This window comes from Burkholderia sp. NLJ2 (assembly GCF_049487195.1).
Classification (GTDB): Bacteria; Pseudomonadota; Gammaproteobacteria; order Burkholderiales; family Burkholderiaceae; genus Burkholderia; species Burkholderia pyrrocinia.
The window spans coordinates 552115-572395 of record NZ_CP137808.1; the positions used below are offsets into that span (position 1 = coordinate 552115).

Consider the following 20281-nt stretch of genomic DNA (forward strand, 5'->3'; position numbering starts at 1 on the left):
CAAGCAGAATGCCGAACCAAAGCGGCGCGTCCGCGGCCCCGTCGCCCACGCCGGCACGGACAGTCACCCTCCAGTGGAAACACCATGAGTCAGTATCAGTTCACCGTTTCGGTGAAAACCAGCTACTTGCCGGAACAATCCGACCCCGATCGCCGTCAATACGCATTCGCGTACACGCTGACGATCCGCAACACGGGACAGGTCGCGGCGCAACTGATCGCGCGTCACTGGATCATCACGGACAGCGAGAGCCACGTGCAGGAAGTGAAGGGGCTCGGCGTCGTCGGGCACCAGCCGCTGCTGCAGCCGGGCGAGCAGTTCGAATACACGAGCTGGGCCGTGATCGCGACGCCGGTCGGCACGATGCGTGGCGCCTACTTCTGCGTGGCGGAGGACGGCGAGCGTTTCGAGGCGCCGGTCGAGGAGTTTGCGCTGCACATGCCGCGCACGCTGCATTGAGCGTGCGCAGCGCGTCAGCGCGGCTGGCGATCGTTGTTGCGGGCCTGCTTCTTTCTGCCCGACGACGTCCACACGACGATGAAGATCAGCAGGGCAAGCGCGACGAAGGCTTCGAGCGCGAAGATGAGCATCGGATATTGGTCGAGAAAATCTGACATGGCGGTTTCCATCAAGAACGAACATTGTATGTGGTTTGGGCCCCGGTTGGCCGGCTGGATTGCGGCGGCTGCTGCGGCGGCACTCCTTGCCGCGTGCGGTGGTACACCGACGCGAACGTCAACGCTCAAGCCGCCGACCGGCGCGGCGATCGTGCCGGGGCAGGTTGCCGCGAAGCGGCTCACGCCGGTTGCGTGGCAGCAGGTGCCGGGCTGGCAGGACGATTCGCTGCTCGGCGCGACGGCCGCGCTGCGGCAGAACTGCGTGCGGCTCGCGCGCCAGCCGGCCTGGCAGCGCGCTTGCGCAGCCGCGGACCGGCTCGACGAGCTCGACGTCAGCAGCGCACGCACCTTCTTCGAAACGTATTTCACACCGTTCCAGTTCGCGAACACCGACGGTACGCTCGACGGGCTCGTGACCGGCTATTACGAGCCGCTGCTGCATGGCTCCCGCGTGCGCCGCGGCCCGTATCAGTACGCGCTCTATCGCTGGCCGGCCGGTTATCGCGCAGGCACCGCACTGCCGGCGCGCGCGCAGCTCGAGCGCGCGGGCCTCCTGAGCGGCAACGAACTCGTGTGGGTCGACGATCCGATCGAGGCGTTCTTCCTGCAGGTGCAGGGCTCGGGGCGCGTGTTGCTCGACGACGGTTCGGTGATGCGGGTCGGTTTCGGCGGCACCAACAACCAGCCGTACCGCTCGATCGGCAAGTGGCTGCTCGACCGCGGCGAGCTGACACCCGCGCAGGCGACGATGCAGGGCATCAAGGCGTGGGCGAAGGCGAACCCGAACCGCGTCGACGCGTTGCTCGACACGAATCCGCGGTTCGTGTTCTTCCGCGACATGCCGACCAAGGAAGATGCACCGCACGGCGGCGCGGACGGTCCGATCGGCGCGCTCGGCGTGCCGCTGACGCCGGAGCGTTCGATCGCGGTCGATCCGTCGTCGATCCCGCTCGGCACGCCCGTGTTCCTGCAGACCACGCGTCCGCTGACGAATACGCCGATGAACCGGCTCGTATTCGCGCAGGATACGGGCTCCGCGATCAAGGGCGGCGTGCGGGCCGACTATTTCTGGGGGCTCGGCGACGACGCAGGCGACCAGGCCGGCCGGATGAAGCAGGTCGGCCGGATGTGGCTGCTGTTCCCGAATTCGTGACGTGACGGCGTGGGCTGCCCGGGGGCCGCCCACGCATGAGGCGCGGCATTCGTGGGCGCGATGGTGCGCCCGGGGTGCGTCGGTCTGATCGCGGTGCACCCGTGTGGTTTCGGTTCGTGTAATGTGCCGGTCGCGTTGAACGACGCGGCAGAACAAAACAGCCCGATCGGCGTTGGCCGGGTGAACTGACCCCACGAAGTTGGACGGTTAAAGGCTAAGCGCCGAAGGGCTGAGTTCTGTATTGCACGGGACTCAGCCCTTTCAGTTTGAGCTTGATACGTTCGTGGTTGTAGTAATGGATGTAGCGGGTCAGCGCATCGCGTAGCTGATCTACGCTGCTAAAGCGGCTGAGTCTGTAGCACTCGGACTTCAGCGTACCGAAGAAGCTTTCCATCGCTGCATTATCAAGGCAATTTCCCCGACGGGACATGCTCTGAGTCAGCGCGTGCTGCGCGAGCAGTCGGCGGTAAGCGGGCATCTGATACTGCCATCCTTGATCGGAGTGCAATAGCGGCCGGTCCTTCTGCCCGAGTTTGGTCAGCGCCTTCTTCAACATGCCGCTGACCAATTCAAAGCTTGGCCGCTGATCCATTTGGTAGGCGACGATCTCCGCGTTGTACAGATCCATCACCGGCGACAGATATAACTTCTGGCCGCCGACGTTGAACTCGGTCACATCCGTTACCCACTTTTGATTCGGCCGCTCGGCATCGAACTGACGCTGCAGCAGATTGGGCGCAACCCGGCCGACTTCACCTCGCCAGGAACGGTATTTCTTTGGACGTACCCGCGACTTCAACTGCAACTGCTCTATCAGCCGTTGCACCGTCTTGTGGTTGATGACGTGCCCTGCCTGCCGGATCGTGGCGGTGATCCGTCGATAGCCGTAGCGGCCTTGATGATGGTCGTACACGGTCCGGATCTTTGCTTTGAGCTCCGCATACCGATCACCGACGTCCAGCGCCTTGAGCTGGTAATAGAACGTGCTGCGCGCCAGACCTGCTGCCCTCAGGAGCGCGGCCACCGGATAGCGCTGCCTCAGCTCATGCACTATTTGCGCTTTTTCTTTGGCGCTGCCGCCTTCTTTGATTGCAGCAGCGCATCGAGTTTTTTTAGGTACGCCACCTCCGCGCGCAGATACTCGATCTCCTTGAGCAATTCCTCGCGGGGCCGCTCGTCCGGCGTGGGTTCTTCACTGGCAGATTGGGGCGGCAGAGATTCGTGCATGTTCCTGGGACGCCCGCGCGGACGGGGCGCCAAAGCGGCTAGACCGCCGTCATGATACAGGCGCTCCCATTGCCCGATGCACCCCGGGCTGCGGATGTCGAAGACGGCTGCCACCTGTCTGTACGACAACTCCGCCCGCCACATATGGAGCAGCACCGAGAGCTTGAACTGTGCATCGTACCGACTTGTCTTCCTGCGCAATCCGGCATCGCCATGCACATGGTAGGCCGTGATCCATTGGCGTATCGCCGATCGGCCAATACCGTGACGCTTCGCCAGTCGGATCGAGCCAAGCCCCTCCGCCAGATGCTCTTGAACAACTTGTCGTCGAAGCTCATCGCTGTACTTCGTCATGAAAAACACCCCAAAGGTCGGATCAGAATCCAACTTTTGGGGTGCAGTTCAGGTCGGGCTGTTTCTTTTGTTGCGCAACCGGATTGCCGCTCCGCGCGGCCTACGCGTAACGTCAGCCCTTGCGCTTGTCGACGACGCGGCGCGCTTTGCCGACCGAGCGCTCGATTCCGTTCACGGGCAGCACGTTGATCACGGCGGTCACGCCGATCAGCGACTTGATGTCGTGCGCGAGCGCCTGTTTCGCCGCGTGGATCGCCGCCGTGTCCGGCGCGGTGTCGGGACACGGCTCGACGTTGAGCGTCAGCACGTCGAGCGGGCCTTCCTTCGTCAGCACGATCTGATAGTGCGGTGCGAGCACGCGCTGCTTGAGCAACTGTTCCTCGATTTGCGTCGGGAACACGTTGACGCCGCGCACGATCATCATGTCGTCCGAGCGGCCGGTGATCTTTTCCATCCGGCGCATCGTGCGAGCGGTGCCGGGCAACAGGCGCGTGAGGTCGCGTGTCCGGTAGCGGACGATCGGCAGCGCCTCCTTCGTCAGCGACGTGAATACTAGTTCGCCGAGTTCGCCGTCCGGAAGCACTTCGCCAGTTTCCGGATCGATGATTTCCGGATAGAAGTGATCTTCCCAGATGGTCGGGCCGTCCTTGGTCTCGACGCATTCGGACGCGACGCCGGGACCCATCACTTCGGACAACCCGTAAATGTCGACTGCGTCGATACCCATCCGCTGCTCGATCGCGACGCGCATGTCGTTGGTCCACGGCTCCGCGCCGAAGATGCCGATGCGCAGCGAGCTCTGCACGGGATCGAGGCCCTGGCGTTCTATTTCGTCGGCAATCGACAGCATGTAGCTCGGCGTCACCATGATGATGTCCGGCCGGAAATCCTGGATCAGTTGTACCTGCTTCTCGGTCTGGCCGCCGCCGAACGGGATCACGGTCAGTCCAGCACGTTCGGCGCCGTAGTGCGCGCCGAGCCCGCCGGTGAACAAGCCGTACCCGTAGCTGACGTGTACCTTGTCGCCGCGGCGCGCACCGGCGGCGCGGATCGAGCGCGCGACGAGATTCGCCCACGTGTCGATGTCGCCGGCCGTATAGCCAACGACCGTCGGCTTGCCGGTCGTGCCCGATGACGCGTGGATGCGCGAGATCTGATCCTGCGGCACCGCGAACATCCCGAACGGGTAACTGTCGCGCAGGTCGCTCTTGGTCGTGAACGGGAAGCGCGACAGATCGGCGAGCGTCTTCAGGTCGTCGGGATGCACGCCCGCTTCGTCGAACTTGCGACGATAGACGGGGGAGTGCTCATACGCATGCCGGAGCGACCACTTGAGGCGTTCGAGCTGCAGCGCGGTCAGCTCGTCGCGTGAGGCGGTCTCGATCGGCTCGAGCGGTAGCGGGGTAGTCATGCATGTCTCCAGTGTTTGTTATGTGCGAGCCGTCGACGTCAGCGGTCTTCCGGGATGACCGTGCCCTTGATCTGGGCGGATTTGCCGCGAAACATCGCGACTGTTTCGCCTGTCTGGTTCGTGACGCGGATGTCGTAGATGCCCTGGCGGCCGGCTCGCGCCTGTTCGATCGCCTCGGCCGTCAGCACGTCGTCGCCATGCACGGGGCGCAGGAACTCGATCGAGCAGCCGGCCGCGACCGTATTCAGGTTGTACGAGTTGCACGCGAACGCGAACGTCGAATCGGCGAGCGTGAAGATGATCCCGCCATGGCAGGTCTGATGCCCGTTCAGGAATTCGGGCCGTACGCGCATCTGCAGGCGTGCGTAGCCCGCGCGTACTTCCGCGATCTCCATGCCGAACGCGCGGCTGCATGCGTCGGCGTCGTACATGGCCCGCGCGGTGGCGCGAGCGAGCGAATCGGGATCGAGCGTGGCGGTGGCGTTCGTCATGTCAACGCCCCTCGAAGCGCGGTGCGCGCTTCTCGATGAATGCCTGCACGCCTTCCGCATAGTCGTGCGACTGGCCCAGCTTGCGCTGCAGGTCGCGCTCCAGGTCGAGCTGCTGGTCGAGCGTGTTCGTGACGCTGTCGTGCATCGCTTGCTTGATCGACGTGATCGCGAGCGTCGGCTGCTGTGCGAGCTGGGTCGCGAGCTGGCGGGCTGACGCGGCGAGTGTGTCGTCGTCGACCGCACGCCAGATCAGGCCCCATTGTTCGGCCTGTTCGGCGCCGAGCTTGTCGCCGGTCAGCGCGAGCCCCAGCGCGCGTGCCATGCCGACGCGTTGCGGCAGGAACCACGTGCCGCCCGAATCGGGCACGAGCCCGATCTTGACGAAGGCCTGGATGAAGCTGCTCGAACGGGCGGCGAGCACGAGATCGCATGCGAGCGCGAGATTCGCGCCGGCGCCGGCCGCCGTGCCGTTGACGGCGGCGATCACCGGAATCGGCAGACGCTGCAGGCGGCGGATCAGCGGGTTGAAATGCTCGTCGATCAGTGTGCCGAGGTCGGTGGACGCGCCCGGCGTGAAGTCGAGGTCGGCCAGATCCTGGCCCGCGCAGAAACCGCGCCCCGCACCCGTCAGAATCAGCGCGCGTGCGCCGGCCGCTTCGACGTCATCGAGTGCCGACTGCAGTTCGCGATGCATCGCCCGCGTGAAGCTGTTCAGCTTGTCGGGGCGGTTGAGGGTGATCGTGGCCACGCGCGCGGCCTGATCGATATCCAGCTGAATCGCCTGATAGGACATGCAGTGTCTCCTTCCTGACTTCGATATAGGCGCGGCGTGTCGGTTACACGCGTTCGATCGCGAGTGCGATGCCCTGGCCGACGCCGATGCACATCGTACAGAGCGCAAAGCGGCCGCCCGTACGCTCGAGTTGATGGAGCGCCGTGGTCACGAGCCGGGCACCCGATGCACCAAGGGGATGGCCGAGCGCGATCGCGCCGCCGTTCGGGTTCACGCGCGGATCGTCGTCGGCGACGCCGAGCATGCGCAGCACCGCGAGACCTTGCGACGCAAACGCCTCGTTCAGTTCGATCACGTCGAACTGGTCGATCGTCATGCCGAGCTGGCGCAGCAGCTTCTGCGTGGCCGGCGCGGGGCCGATGCCCATCACGCGTGGCTCGACGCCGGCCGTCGCCATGCCGACGACGCGCGCGCGGCGGCGCAGGCCGTACTGGTCGGCTGCCTGCGCATTGGCGAGCAGCAGCGCACACGCGCCATCGTTGACGCCCGATGCGTTGCCGGCCGTCACCGAGCCGTCCGGGCGCACGACGCCCTTCAGCTTTGCGAGCGCTTCGAGCGACGTCTCGCGAGGATGTTCGTCGCGCGACACCACGACCGGATCGCCCTTCTTCTGCGGAATCGTGACGGCGACGATTTCCTCGGCGAGCGTGCCGTCCTGTTGCGCGCGCGCGGCCTTCTGCTGGCTGCGCAGCGCGAACAGGTCCTGATCGGCGCGGCTGATGTTGTAATCGACCGCGACGTTCTCGGCCGTCTCCGGCATCGAATCGACGCCGTGAAGCTGTTTCATCAGCGGATTGACGAAGCGCCAGCCAATCGTCGTGTCGAAGATGTCGGTCTGACGCGCGAATGCGCTCGCGGCCTTGCCCATCACGAACGGCGCGCGCGTCATGCTCTCGACGCCGCCCGCGATCATCAGGCGTGCTTCGCCCGACTTGATCGCGCGCGCGGCCGTGCCGACCGCGTCCATCCCGGAGCCGCACAGCCGGTTCAGCGTCGTGCCCGGTACGGCGGTCGGCAGGCCCGCGAGCAGCGCCGACATGCGCGCGACGTTGCGGTTGTCTTCGCCGGCCTGGTTCGCGCAACCGTAGATCACGTCGTCGATCGCCGTCCAGTCGACGTCGCGGTTGCTCTCGATCAGCGCCTTGAGCGGCACCGCGCCGAGATCGTCGGCACGGACATCTTTCAGGGCGCCGCCGTAGCGGCCGATGGGGGTGCGAATCGCGTCGCAGATGTAGGCGTCTGTCATGGGCGTATCGATGAACAACGAACCCGCCGGGTAGCGGATTCGTTCATGGTAGAGAACGTGGCGGCGTTTGCACGTCGGCCATTCGGGTTATGCCGTTTGGCCAGCTTCCGCAGGTACCGCCTTCGGGGCAACATGGACGCGGCTTTGCACCACGCGGAACCGGTTGGCGACGAACGCCGGGTCAGCCAGCGCCGCGTTGGCTGCCGGGTTGGCCCCCGTACCGTGGAAATCGGAGAACGCGGCCGACTGGTTGACGAACACGCCGCCCGTCAGGTTGATCGACAGCGCGACACCGCCGCGCACCGCTGCATCGTATGCGGCGTCGACGATTGAGTCGTCGGTACTGTAGACGGAGAGGGTCAGCGCACCATGTTCCGCCGCAATTTCACCGGCGAGATCGAGCGACTGCGCGGTCGAGTCGGTCGCGATCACGAACGAGATCGGGCCGAACCACTCCTGCGTGAATTTCTCGCGATCGGCCACGTCGAGTTGCAGCACGAGCGGCGTGCGCACGCGGGCATCGGGGAACGCGGGGTGCTGGAGGGTCAGGCTGTCGGCGAGCACGCGGCCGAGCTGACGGGCGTCGTCGATGCGCGCAGTCACGCCGTCGTTCTGGATTGCGCCGATCAGTTCGACCGAGCGTGCCGGGTCGCCGGTGAGTTTTTGCACGGCCACTGCGATGGCTTGCGCGACTTCATCGAAGCTCGCATGGCCGTCCGCCGTCCGGATGCCGTCGCGCGGCACGTAGATGTTCTGCGGCGCGGTGCACATCTGGCCGGAGTACAGCGCCAGCGAGAACGCGATGTTCTTGGCTGCGGCTTTCAGGTCGTCGGTCGAGTCGATCACGATCTGGTTGACGCCGGCCTTCTCGGTGTAGACCTGTGCCTGGTGGGCATGGCGTTCGAGCCACGTACCGTTCTGAGTGCTGCCCGTGAAGTCGATCAGCTTGATTTCGGGGCGCAGCGCGAGATCCTGAACGAGGGCGCCGTCGTTGGGCTCGGTCGCGAGGAGCGTGACGACGTTCGGATCGAACCCGGCTTCGCGCAGCACGTCGCGGGCGATCCGGACCGTGATCGCGAGCGGCAGGATCGCGCCCGGATGCGGTTTGACGATCACGGTGTTACCGGTTGCGAGATCGGCGAACAGGCCCGGGTAGCCGTTCCAGGTCGGGAATGTGCAGCAGCCGAGCACGAGCCCCGTGCCGCGCGGAACGATCGTGTAGCGCTTGTGCATCGCGAGCGGCGGGTTCTTGCCTTGCGGCTTTTCCCAGTGCGCATCGGCCGGGATGCGGCGCAGTTCGTCCCATGCATAGGCGACAGCCTCGAGCGCACGATCCTGTGCGTGCGGGCCGCCGGCCTGGAACGCCATCATGAATGCCTGCCCCGTGGTGTGCATCACGCTGTAGGCGATCTCGAAGCTCGCGCGATTCAGGCGCGCGAGGATTTCGAGGCTGACGCCGATCCAGGCGCTCGGGCCGGCTTCGCGCCACGAGCGTTGCGCGGCGGCTGCGGCGGCGATCAGCGCGTCGGGCGTCGACTTCGGATACCGGGTGCCCAGTGCGATGCCGTACGGCGACCGCTCCGCACCGACCGTGTCGCGGGACGCCGGCTGGTCGAGCGCGAACGTCTTGTCGAGGTGCGCCTTGAACGCGGCTTCGCCGTCTGCGCTTGCGCTTTCCCCGTACACTTTGGGACTCGGCATTTCGGCGAACGGGCTCCAGTACCCGCGGCTCTCGATGGCGGCGAGTGCGTGCTTCAGCGTGTCTTCGTGCTTCGTGAACAGTGCATGGGTCATGGCGGCAGCCTGGTGGACGTTGAGAGGGGTTGGATCGATTAATTAACCGACCGGTTGGTCGGAGAATGTTAGCATCAAACTATTCGCATGTGCGAGGCGTTTCTCATTTCATTGATCGAGGAGAAATAGATGGCTTACGAGAACATCCTGGTGGAGACCCGGGGGCGTGTCGGGCTGGTTACGCTGAACCGTCCGAAGGCGCTTAACGCGCTGAACGATGCGCTGATGGATGAGTTGGGCGACGCACTGAAGGCGTTCGACGCGGACGACGACATCGGCGCGATCGTCGTGACGGGGAGCGAGAAGGCGTTCGCGGCCGGCGCGGACATCGGCATGATGGCGACCTATTCCTATATGGATGTTTACCGGGGCGACTACATCACGCGCAATTGGGAGACGGTCCGCCAGATCCGCAAGCCGATCATTGCTGCGGTTTCGGGTTTTGCGCTGGGCGGCGGCTGCGAGCTTGCGATGATGTGCGACATCATCTTCGCGGCGGACACGGCGAAGTTCGGCCAGCCGGAGATCAAGCTGGGCGTCATGCCGGGTGCGGGCGGCACGCAGCGCCTGCCGCGCGCGGTGTCGAAGGCGAAAGCGATGGACATGTGCCTGACCGCGCGCTTCATGGACGCCGCGGAAGCGGAGCGCGCCGGGCTCGTGTCGCGTGTGCTGCCGGCCGCCAAGCTGCTCGACGAGGCGATTGCCGCTGCGGCGACGATCGCCGAGTTCTCGCTGCCGGCGGTCATGATGGTCAAGGAGTCGGTGAACCGCGCGTACGAGACGACGCTGGCCGAAGGTGTCCACTTCGAGCGCCGGCTGTTCCATTCGCTGTTTGCGACCGAAGACCAGAAGGAAGGGATGGCGGCATTCGTCGAGAAACGGAAGCCTGAGTTCAAGAACCGCTGATTGGGCTGCACCGCGGCAGGTGTCTGGCGGTTGGTTGGTACCGGGGGCCGGCACAGTCACCCGACCCGTCGAGCCCCAAGCTTCCGTGCGCGTCGGCGCACGGAAGCTTTCGCAAAATATTTTCATAAAGGGGCTTGCGGAGATGGAGGCGGGTGCATAGAATCACGCCTCTTTCGCGCTAACGGAAACGCAGCGCGGGAGAGGGGAAGCGAAGTCGGTGGTGTGCAGCAGGTTGCCGCGCACGGCAGGCGAAGGAAGAAGAACCCCGCAGTCGCAACGAAGTGGTTAAAAAGTTGTTGACGATCTGCGAAACACGGTTCATAATCTCGCTTCTCTGCTGCTGAAAACGCAGCGCTGCTGAGAAACTTCAGGTTTCTTGCAGAAATGCTCTTTAAAAATTAACAGCCGATAAGTGTGGGCGCTTGATGGTAGCGAGCTGATCTTCGGATCAGAAAGCGAAAGTATCAAGAGTCTCACACTAAAGTAAGTCAGGTTTATGAAGTTATTCATATTCCTGTCAGCTTTGAGTGAGCGACCGGTTCTTAACCGAACCGAAAACAGTAACAGGTTTAAACTGAAGAGTTTGATCCTGGCTCAGATTGAACGCTGGCGGCATGCCTTACACATGCAAGTCGAACGGCAGCACGGGTGCTTGCACCTGGTGGCGAGTGGCGAACGGGTGAGTAATACATCGGAACATGTCCTGTAGTGGGGGATAGCCCGGCGAAAGCCGGATTAATACCGCATACGATCTACGGATGAAAGCGGGGGACCTTCGGGCCTCGCGCTATAGGGTTGGCCGATGGCTGATTAGCTAGTTGGTGGGGTAAAGGCCTACCAAGGCGACGATCAGTAGCTGGTCTGAGAGGACGACCAGCCACACTGGGACTGAGACACGGCCCAGACTCCTACGGGAGGCAGCAGTGGGGAATTTTGGACAATGGGCGAAAGCCTGATCCAGCAATGCCGCGTGTGTGAAGAAGGCCTTCGGGTTGTAAAGCACTTTTGTCCGGAAAGAAATCCTTGGTTCTAATATAGCCGGGGGATGACGGTACCGGAAGAATAAGCACCGGCTAACTACGTGCCAGCAGCCGCGGTAATACGTAGGGTGCGAGCGTTAATCGGAATTACTGGGCGTAAAGCGTGCGCAGGCGGTTTGCTAAGACCGATGTGAAATCCCCGGGCTCAACCTGGGAACTGCATTGGTGACTGGCAGGCTAGAGTATGGCAGAGGGGGGTAGAATTCCACGTGTAGCAGTGAAATGCGTAGAGATGTGGAGGAATACCGATGGCGAAGGCAGCCCCCTGGGCCAATACTGACGCTCATGCACGAAAGCGTGGGGAGCAAACAGGATTAGATACCCTGGTAGTCCACGCCCTAAACGATGTCAACTAGTTGTTGGGGATTCATTTCCTTAGTAACGTAGCTAACGCGTGAAGTTGACCGCCTGGGGAGTACGGTCGCAAGATTAAAACTCAAAGGAATTGACGGGGACCCGCACAAGCGGTGGATGATGTGGATTAATTCGATGCAACGCGAAAAACCTTACCTACCCTTGACATGGTCGGAATCCTGCTGAGAGGTGGGAGTGCTCGAAAGAGAACCGATACACAGGTGCTGCATGGCTGTCGTCAGCTCGTGTCGTGAGATGTTGGGTTAAGTCCCGCAACGAGCGCAACCCTTGTCCTTAGTTGCTACGCAAGAGCACTCTAAGGAGACTGCCGGTGACAAACCGGAGGAAGGTGGGGATGACGTCAAGTCCTCATGGCCCTTATGGGTAGGGCTTCACACGTCATACAATGGTCGGAACAGAGGGTTGCCAACCCGCGAGGGGGAGCTAATCCCAGAAAACCGATCGTAGTCCGGATTGCACTCTGCAACTCGAGTGCATGAAGCTGGAATCGCTAGTAATCGCGGATCAGCATGCCGCGGTGAATACGTTCCCGGGTCTTGTACACACCGCCCGTCACACCATGGGAGTGGGTTTTACCAGAAGTGGCTAGTCTAACCGCAAGGAGGACGGTCACCACGGTAGGATTCATGACTGGGGTGAAGTCGTAACAAGGTAGCCGTATCGGAAGGTGCGGCTGGATCACCTCCTTTCCAGAGCTATCTCGCAAAGTTGAGCGCTCACGCTTATCGGCTGTAAATTAAAGACAGACTCAGGGGTCTGTAGCTCAGTCGGTTAGAGCACCGTCTTGATAAGGCGGGGGTCGTTGGTTCGAATCCAACCAGACCCACCATTGTCTGACGTGTCGGTGATCGTTAGCGCTTCAGCGCTGATGAGTACCTCAAGCCGACCGGCTAACACCTGAGGATATTCTGTACATGGGGGCATAGCTCAGCTGGGAGAGCACCTGCTTTGCAAGCAGGGGGTCGTCGGTTCGATCCCGTCTGCCTCCACCAATCACCAACGCTAAGGGCTTGGTTCAGACACTGAACCGAGAATTTTGCATTGGCGATTGAGCCAGTCAGAGTGATACGTAGGTTGTATCGGCTGTCGTTCTTTAACAATCTGGAAGAAGTAAGTAATTTGGATAGCGGAAGCGTCTCGAGATGGACGTGGAAGTTATCCGGGTTGTGATTGTATCGATGTATCTCAAGATGATTCGAACTCTAAGTTTGACTCAATTGGAATACGGCACAACGCGAAAACTCAACCTGTAACGGCTGTCGGAGAGACAGACTCGTTATAGGGTCAAGCGAACAAGTGCATGTGGTGGATGCCTTGGCGATCACAGGCGATGAAGGACGCGGTAGCCTGCGAAAAGCTACGGGGAGCTGGCAAACGAGCTTTGATCCGTAGATGTCCGAATGGGGAAACCCGGCCCTTTTGGGTCATCCTAGACTGAATACATAGGTCTAGTGAAGCGAACGCGGTGAACTGAAACATCTAAGTAACCGCAGGAAAAGAAATCAACCGAGATTCCCAAAGTAGTGGCGAGCGAAATGGGATGAGCCTTGCACTCTTTATTTGTATTGTTAGCCGAACGCTCTGGAAAGTGCGGCCATAGCAGGTGATAGCCCTGTAGGCGAAAACAGTATGAAAGAACTAGGTGTGCGACAAGTAGGGCGGGACACGTGAAATCCTGTCTGAAGATGGGGGGACCATCCTCCAAGGCTAAATACTCGTGATCGACCGATAGTGAACCAGTACCGTGAGGGAAAGGCGAAAAGAACCCCGGGAGGGGAGTGAAATAGATCCTGAAACCGCATGCATACAAACAGTCGGAGCCTCGTAAGGGGTGACGGCGTACCTTTTGTATAATGGGTCAGCGACTTACGTTCAGTAGCAAGCTTAACCGTATAGGGCAGGCGTAGCGAAAGCGAGTCCGAATAGGGCGTTCAGTTGCTGGGCGTAGACCCGAAACCAAGTGATCTATCCATGGCCAGGATGAAGGTGCGGTAACACGTACTGGAGGTCCGAACCCACTAACGTTGAAAAGTTAGGGGATGAGCTGTGGATAGGGGTGAAAGGCTAAACAAACTTGGAAATAGCTGGTTCTCTCCGAAAACTATTTAGGTAGTGCCTCGTGTCTCACCTTCGGGGGTAGAGCACTGTCATGGTTGGGGGGTCCATTGCGGATTACCCCGCCATAGCAAACTCCGAATACCGAAGAGTGCAATCACGGGAGACAGACATCGGGTGCTAACGTCCGGTGTCAAGAGGGAAACAACCCAGACCGCCAGCTAAGGTCCCCAAATATAGCTAAGTGGGAAACGAAGTGGGAAGGCTAAAACAGTCAGGAGGTTGGCTTAGAAGCAGCCACCCTTTAAAGAAAGCGTAATAGCTCACTGATCGAGTCGTCCTGCGCGGAAGATGTAACGGGGCTAAGCTATATACCGAAGCTGCGGATGCGTGCTTTGCACGCATGGTAGGAGAGCGTTCCGTAAGCCTGCGAAGGTGCGTTGAAAAGCGTGCTGGAGGTATCGGAAGTGCGAATGCTGACATGAGTAGCGATAAAGGGGGTGAAAGGCCCCCTCGCCGTAAGCCCAAGGTTTCCTACGCAACGTTCATCGGCGTAGGGTGAGTCGGCCCCTAAGGCGAGGCAGAAATGCGTAGCTGATGGGAAGCAGGTCAATATTCCTGCACCATTGTTAGATGCGATGGGGGGACGGATCGCGGAAGGTTGTCCGGGTGTTGGAAGTCCCGGTCGCTGCATTGGAGAAGGCGCTTAGGCAAATCCGGGCGCGGAATTCAAGGGTGTGGCGCGAGCTCCTTAGGGAGCGAAGCAATTGGAAGTGGTTCCAAGAAAAGCCTCTAAGCTTCAGTCTAACGATGACCGTACCGCAAACCGACACAGGTGGGCGAGATGAGTATTCTAAGGCGCTTGAGAGAACTCGGGAGAAGGAACTCGGCAAATTGGTACCGTAACTTCGGGATAAGGTACGCCCTTGTAGCTTGATGCCCCTGCGGGCAAAGGGTGAAGGGGTTGCAATAAACTGGTGGCTGCGACTGTTTAATAAAAACACAGCACTCTGCAAACACGAAAGTGGACGTATAGGGTGTGACGCCTGCCCGGTGCCGGAAGATTAAATGATGGGGTGCAAGCTCTTGATTGAAGTCCCGGTAAACGGCGGCCGTAACTATAACGGTCCTAAGGTAGCGAAATTCCTTGTCGGGTAAGTTCCGACCTGCACGAATGGCGTAACGATGGCCACACTGTCTCCTCCCGAGACTCAGCGAAGTTGAAGTGTTTGTGATGATGCAATCTACCCGCGGCTAGACGGAAAGACCCCATGAACCTTTACTGTAGCTTTGCATTGGACTTTGAACCGATCTGTGTAGGATAGGTGGGAGGCTATGAAACCGGAACGCTAGTTTCGGTGGAGCCGTCCTTGAAATACCACCCTGGTTTGTTTGAGGTTCTAACCTTGGCCCGTGATCCGGGTCGGGGACAGTGCATGGTAGGCAGTTTGACTGGGGCGGTCTCCTCCCAAAGCGTAACGGAGGAGTACGAAGGTACGCTAGGTACGGTCGGAAATCGTGCTGATAGTGCAATGGCATAAGCGTGCTTAACTGCGAGACCGACAAGTCGAGCAGGTGCGAAAGCAGGTCATAGTGATCCGGTGGTTCTGTATGGAAGGGCCATCGCTCAACGGATAAAAGGTACTCTGGGGATAACAGGCTGATACCGCCCAAGAGTTCATATCGACGGCGGTGTTTGGCACCTCGATGTCGGCTCATCTCATCCTGGGGCTGTAGCCGGTCCCAAGGGTATGGCTGTTCGCCATTTAAAGAGGTACGTGAGCTGGGTTTAAAACGTCGTGAGACAGTTTGGTCCCTATCTGCCGTGGGCGTTGGATATTTGAAGGGGGCTGCTCCTAGTACGAGAGGACCGGAGTGGACGAACCTCTGGTGTACCGGTTGTCACGCCAGTGGCATCGCCGGGTAGCTATGTTCGGAAGAGATAACCGCTGAAAGCATCTAAGCGGGAAACTCGCCTTAAGATGAGATATCCCTGGGGACTAGATCCCCTTGAAGGGTCGTTCGAGACCAGGACGTTGATAGGTCAGGTGTGTAAGCGCAGTAATGCGTTCAGCTAACTGATACTAATTGCCCGTAAGGCTTGATCCTATAACAAGTCTGTCTCGATAGCCGTTAGCGCTTCAGCGCTTTACGGATATCGAGCGTCGAGTGCGAGGCACTCGACGTACGACGGTTGAGCAACCGCGTACGTGTGAGATACAGCTCACAACCCAAAATTACTGCTTCTTCCCGATTGGTCGCGTTGCGAAGCAGCGCGACAACCCTCTTTGCCTGATGACCATAGCGAGTCGGTCCCACCCCTTCCCATCCCGAACAGGACCGTGAAACGACTCTACGCCGATGATAGTGCGGATTCCCGTGTGAAAGTAGGTAATCGTCAGGCTCCCTAAGCCAAGAACCCCCGCCCGAAAGGCGGGGGTTTTTGCATTGGCGCGGACAACATGCAGGTTGGCCGGGCAACGGGCAGTGCGCTCGGAGCTGGGGTGCCGAAGGCATCCAAGTCGCCCCTCCCCTAACGCCCAATTGCAGTGCTACATTTTCTCAATAGTCGATATCTTTAGCGATTCATCGGCTTATTGCTTGCATCGTCGATCATAGTCGCAATTCCCTCCGCTTCATGCATCGACGGGCGCGATCGGACGTGATCAATTTCCCATCGTCCACGACGAGTACTGGGTTGACGGCACAGTTCTCCCTCTGCAAGAGACGCGCATCGCCGCTAAAGCCAGCTCTCCCGCTCCCGCATCGCTCTCTGGTCAAATAACCCAAGATCCGTACGAAAGGAACGCTTTATTCGGCGTGTCCACGTAAAATTTGCGAATCCCCATCTCTGCATTCAAAACGATGAACGCCGCCACACAGGTAGTCCGGGCCGTTTGCCCGCACGATTGTCCGGACACGTGCGCCATGCGTGTGACCGTCGAGAACGGCAAGGCGATCAAGGTCACGGGCGATCCCGACCACCCGCCGACGCAGGGCGTCTTGTGCACGAAGGTCAGCCGGTATGCCGATCGGGTTCATCATCCTGATCGCCTGACGGTTCCACTCAAGCGTGTCGGCGCGAAGGGGGAAGGGCGCTTCGTGCCGATTAGCTGGAGCGAAGCCTTCGACGAGATCGGCCGTCGCCTCGGCGAAATCGCCGCGCGCGCGCCGGAAGCGATCCTGCCGTACAGCTACGCGGGGACGATGGGGCTCGTGCAGGGCGAGGGCATTGCCCAGCGGTTCTTTCACAAGATCGGCGCATCACAGCTCGAGCGCACGATCTGCGCGGCAGCCGGTGCAGCGGGGCTGGATTACACGTATGGCGGCAGGCTCGGCATGCACCTCGAGCATTTCGAGGAAAGTGAACTGATTCTGATCTGGGGCGCGAACCCGATCGCCTCGAGCCTGCATTTCTGGACACGTGCGCAGGAAGCGAAGCGCCGCGGCGCGCGTCTTGTCGCGATCGACCCGTATCGCTCGCTGACAGCGGAGAAATGTCATCAGCACATCGCGTTAAAGCCGGGTACCGACGGCGCATTTGCGCTCGGCATGATGCACGTGCTGATTGCCGAAGACCTGCTCGATCACGACTACATCGCCAGCCATACGCTCGGCTTCGATGCGCTCAAGGCGCGGGCGATGTCCTATCCGCCGGAACGCGTTGCGCAGATCTGCGACATCGACGCGTCGGAACTGATCGACCTTGCGTGTCGCTACGGCACCACCCGCAAGGCGTCGATTCGCCTCAACTACGGCATGCAGCGCGTACGCGGCGGCGGCAACGCCGTTCGCGCGATTGCGAGCCTGCCGGCGTTGACGGGGGCATGGCGGGATCGGGCTGGCGGGCTGTTGCTCTCGTCGTCGGAATCCGCGCCGGTCAACCAGGAAGCGCTGCTGCGCCCGGATTTGATGCCGGGTTGGCCGCACAAACTGCCGCGCATCATCAATATGAACGCGATCGGCGATGCGTTGTTGCACGCTGGCGATGCAACGTTCGGGCCGAAGGTCGAAGCGGTGATCGTGTACAACTCGAATCCGGTGGCAGTCGCGCCGGACTCTTCGAAGGTCGCAGCAGGATTCGCGCGAGAAGATCTGTTCACGGTCGTTCTGGAGCACTTCAAGACAGATACCGTCGATTTCGCCGATATTGTGCTGCCGGCGACCACGCAGTTGGAGCACCTGGATGTCCACAAATCGTACGGCCACACCTACGTGATGGCGAACCTGCCGTCGATTCCGCCGGTCGGAGACGCACGGCCGAACACTGAGATTTTTCGCGGCATCGCGCACAGCATGGGGCTCGACGAGCCCGCGCTGTATCACAGCGACGAAGAGGTCGCGCGTGCGGCGCTCAGGTGGGACGATCCAACGCTCGACAGCGACTGGGAGACGCTGAAGCGGGAAGGCTGGCTGAAGCTCAAGCTGCCGGACGCGCCGTTCGCGAATGGCGGGTTCCGTACGCCGTCAGGCAAGTGCGAGTTCTATAGCCCGCGGCTCGAGCAGATGGGCATGGATCCCGTTCCCGATTACCTGCCGCCATTCGAATCGGCAGAGTCCGCGCCCGAACTCGCCGCACGTTATCCGCTCGCAATGATTTCACCGCCGGCGCGCCACTTCCTGAACAGCACGTTCGTGAACGTCGATAGCCTGCGCACCACGGAGGGTGAGCCGCACCTCGACATGCACCCGTCCGACGCCGATGCGCGCGGTATCGCGGAGGGTGACGTCGTACGCATCTTCAACGACCGCGGATCCATGCAGGCGCTTGCGAGAATTACCGATCGCGCACGCGCAGGGCTCGTTGTCGGGCTGTCGATCTGGTGGAAGAAGCTGTCGCCGGACGGCCGGAACGCAAACGAGGTGACGAGCCAGGCGTTGACCGATCTCGGCAATTCGGCGACGTTTTACGATTGCCTTGTGGAAGTTGAGCGAATTTGATCGAATACCCTCCGTATGATCAGACAAATTGACGCGGAAGTTCGAAGTGGACATCTAACCCTGTTGTATCGGGGCGGGCGAGCCGTTACGATGCGTTTTAGCACGACCATTCGAAAATCTGTGAGGAGACGCGCAGTATGGAAAAAATTTGGCTGAAATCGTACCCACCCGGCGTTCCAGCCGAAATTGACGCGTCTCCTTATCCGTCTGTCCCGGACCTCCTCGACGAAAGCTTCCGGCAGTATCGCGACCGCACGGCGTTCGTCTGCATGGGAAAGGGCATCACGTACGGCGAACTCGACAAGCTGTCGCGCCAGTTCGGCGCGTGGCTGCAATCCCGTGGTCTCGCGCGCGGTGCGCGCGTCGCGCTCATGATGCCGAACGTGCTGCAGTACCCGGTGACGATTGCCGCGGTACTGCGCGCCGGCTACACCGTCGTCAACGTCAATCCGCTCTACACGCCGCGCGAGCTCGAACATCAGTTGAAGGACAGCGGCGCCGAGGCGATCGTCATCCTCGAGAATTTTGCGTCGACGCTGCAAGCTGTCATCGCCAATACGGCCGTCAAGCATGTCGTCGTCGCATCGATGGGCGACTTGCTGGGCATCAAGGGATGGCTTGTCAATTACGTCGTGCGCAACGTGAAGAAGATGGTGCCTGCATGGCAGTTGCCGTCGTTCACGCGCTTCAAGGCCGCGCTGTCGGAGGGCGCGAGGCAGGCGTTCAAGCCGCAGAAGATCGGCCCCGACGACGTCGCGTTCCTGCAATACACGGGCGGCACGACCGGCGTCGCGAAGGGCGCGACGCTGCTGCACCGGAATATCGTGTCGAACGTGCTGCAGGCCGGCGCCTGGCATCATCCGGCTCATGAGAAGTTCCCGGAGGTGAAACAGTTCGTGACGGTTGTCGCGTTGCCGCTGTATCACGTGTTCGCGCTGACCGTCTGCGGTTTCCTGACGATGCGCACGGGGGGCATGGGCATCCTGATCCCGAACCCGCGCGACATCGCCGGCATGATCAAGGAGCTGAAGGGCTATCAGATCTCGACGATTCCGGCCGTCAATACGCTGTACAACGCACTGCTGAACCATCCCGAATTCAATCAGCTCGACCTGTCCAAGCTCGTGATCGCCAACGGCGGCGGCATGGCGATCCAGGAGGGTGTCGCGAAGCGCTGGTATGAGAAGACCCATACCGCGATCATCGAAGGATACGGGCTGTCCGAGACGTCGCCAGTGGCGACCTGCAACCCGGTGACGGCGACCGAATACAGCGGGACGATCGGCCTGCCGCTGCCGTCGACCGAAGTGGCGATTCGCGACGACGCCGGCAACGACGTTGCGCTCGGCGAGCCCGGCGAGATCTGCATCCGCGGGCCGCAGGTGATGGCCGGCTACTGGAACCGGCCGGACGAGACCGAGAAGGTCATGTTCCCGGATGGCTTCTTCAAGACGGGCGACGTCGGCGTGATGGATGCGCGCGGTTACGTGAAGATCGTCGACCGGAAGAAGGACATGATTCTCGTATCCGGCTTCAACGTGTATCCGAACGAAGTCGAGGACGTGGTGGCGTCGCATCCGGGCGTGTTCGAGGTGGCGGCGGTCGGCGTGCCGGACGAGCATTCCGGCGAAGCCGTGAAGCTGTTCGTCGTCAAGAAGGACCCGGCGCTCACCGACAAGGACATCCTTGCTTACTGCAAGGAGCGGCTCACCGGTTACAAGCGGCCGAAACTGGTCGAGTTCCGCACCGAGCTACCGAAAACGAACGTCGGCAAGATCCTGCGGCGCGAGTTGCGCGACGGGCGCGCGTAACGGACGCGCGTAGCGGCGCGGTTGAACGGAAGAGCCCGGCTTGTGCCGGGCTTTTTTTGTTTGCAGA

At 61.1% G+C, this 20281-nt stretch carries 12 protein-coding genes, 2 tRNA genes and 3 rRNA genes; 10 read left to right on the forward strand and 7 right to left on the reverse strand.

Features of this window, described 5'->3' with window-relative positions:
• The first annotated feature begins 84 nt into the window (after positions 1–84).
• On the forward strand, positions 85–459 hold the full coding sequence (gene apaG, locus R9B84_RS02540) for a Co2+/Mg2+ efflux protein ApaG (protein WP_047899700.1): 375 nt from the start codon (positions 85–87) through the stop codon (positions 457–459).
• Between the two features lie 14 nt (positions 460–473).
• Here the strand turns inward: apaG and R9B84_RS02545 are convergent, their stop codons facing one another.
• The gene (locus tag R9B84_RS02545; protein WP_423759098.1) at positions 474–617 is read right to left on the reverse strand and encodes a hypothetical protein; all 144 of its coding nucleotides are present in this window, start codon (positions 615–617) and stop codon (positions 474–476) included.
• Positions 618–645: 28 nt separating this feature from the next.
• On the opposite strand from R9B84_RS02545, the gene R9B84_RS02550 reads away from it, so the two are divergent.
• Positions 646–1770 (forward strand): murein transglycosylase A, encoded by a 1125-nt coding sequence (locus tag R9B84_RS02550; RefSeq protein WP_423759099.1) that lies wholly within the window; start codon positions 646–648, stop codon positions 1768–1770.
• A gap of 214 nt (positions 1771–1984) precedes the next feature.
• Here R9B84_RS02550 and R9B84_RS02555 read toward each other — a convergent pair.
• The 6 genes from R9B84_RS02555 to paaN form a co-directional block, all read right to left on the reverse strand.
• Positions 1985–3351 (reverse strand): IS3 family transposase gene (locus R9B84_RS02555; RefSeq protein ID WP_423759100.1). Its coding sequence is split into 2 segments (ribosomal slippage): positions 1985–2877 and positions 2877–3351, totalling 1368 coding nucleotides; the frame shifts between segments, so codons are not numbered across the junction.
• Positions 3352–3463: 112 nt separating this feature from the next.
• Positions 3464–4762, reverse strand: coding sequence for a phenylacetate--CoA ligase PaaK (gene paaK / locus R9B84_RS02560; RefSeq protein ID WP_423759101.1), 1299 nt, complete (start codon positions 4760–4762; stop codon positions 3464–3466).
• 38 nt (positions 4763–4800) lie between these two features.
• Positions 4801–5253, reverse strand: coding sequence for a hydroxyphenylacetyl-CoA thioesterase PaaI (paaI, locus tag R9B84_RS02565; RefSeq protein ID WP_174382041.1), 453 nt, complete (start codon positions 5251–5253; stop codon positions 4801–4803).
• A gap of 1 nt (position 5254) precedes the next feature.
• On the reverse strand, positions 5255–6046 hold the full coding sequence (gene paaG / locus R9B84_RS02570) for a 2-(1,2-epoxy-1,2-dihydrophenyl)acetyl-CoA isomerase PaaG (protein ID WP_423759102.1): 792 nt from the start codon (positions 6044–6046) through the stop codon (positions 5255–5257).
• A gap of 43 nt (positions 6047–6089) precedes the next feature.
• Positions 6090–7292, reverse strand: coding sequence for a 3-oxoadipyl-CoA thiolase (gene pcaF, locus R9B84_RS02575; protein WP_423759103.1), 1203 nt, complete (start codon positions 7290–7292; stop codon positions 6090–6092).
• Positions 7293–7379: 87 nt separating this feature from the next.
• Complete coding sequence (gene paaN, locus R9B84_RS02580; protein ID WP_423759104.1) at positions 7380–9086, reverse strand: phenylacetic acid degradation protein PaaN; 1707 nt, start codon at positions 9084–9086, stop codon at positions 7380–7382.
• A gap of 129 nt (positions 9087–9215) precedes the next feature.
• On the opposite strand from paaN, the gene R9B84_RS02585 reads away from it, so the two are divergent.
• The 8 genes from R9B84_RS02585 to R9B84_RS02620 all read left to right on the forward strand — a co-directional run bounded on the left by R9B84_RS02585 (position 9216) and on the right by R9B84_RS02620 (position 20214).
• Positions 9216–9992, forward strand: a complete 777-nt coding sequence (locus R9B84_RS02585; RefSeq protein WP_423759105.1) for an enoyl-CoA hydratase — start codon at positions 9216–9218, stop codon at positions 9990–9992.
• 571 nt (positions 9993–10563) lie between these two features.
• Positions 10564–12096: ribosomal RNA gene (locus tag R9B84_RS02590) — 16S ribosomal RNA — on the forward strand.
• 63 nt (positions 12097–12159) lie between these two features.
• A tRNA-Ile gene (locus R9B84_RS02595) sits at positions 12160–12236 on the forward strand.
• An 87-nt stretch (positions 12237–12323) separates the two neighbouring features.
• Positions 12324–12399, forward strand: a tRNA-Ala gene (locus R9B84_RS02600).
• A 290-nt stretch (positions 12400–12689) separates the two neighbouring features.
• A 23S ribosomal RNA gene (locus R9B84_RS02605) occupies positions 12690–15571 on the forward strand.
• A 182-nt stretch (positions 15572–15753) separates the two neighbouring features.
• Positions 15754–15866 (forward strand): 5S ribosomal RNA (gene rrf, locus R9B84_RS02610).
• The 16S, 23S and 5S rRNA genes sit together here with 2 tRNA genes alongside, the layout of an rRNA operon.
• Positions 15867–16327: 461 nt before the next feature.
• Positions 16328–18403, forward strand: a complete 2076-nt coding sequence (locus R9B84_RS02615; protein ID WP_423759106.1) for a molybdopterin-containing oxidoreductase family protein — start codon at positions 16328–16330, stop codon at positions 18401–18403.
• Between the two features lie 137 nt (positions 18404–18540).
• On the forward strand, positions 18541–20214 hold the full coding sequence (locus tag R9B84_RS02620; RefSeq protein WP_423759107.1) for a long-chain fatty acid--CoA ligase: 1674 nt from the start codon (positions 18541–18543) through the stop codon (positions 20212–20214).
• The last annotated feature ends 67 nt before the right edge of the window (positions 20215–20281 follow it).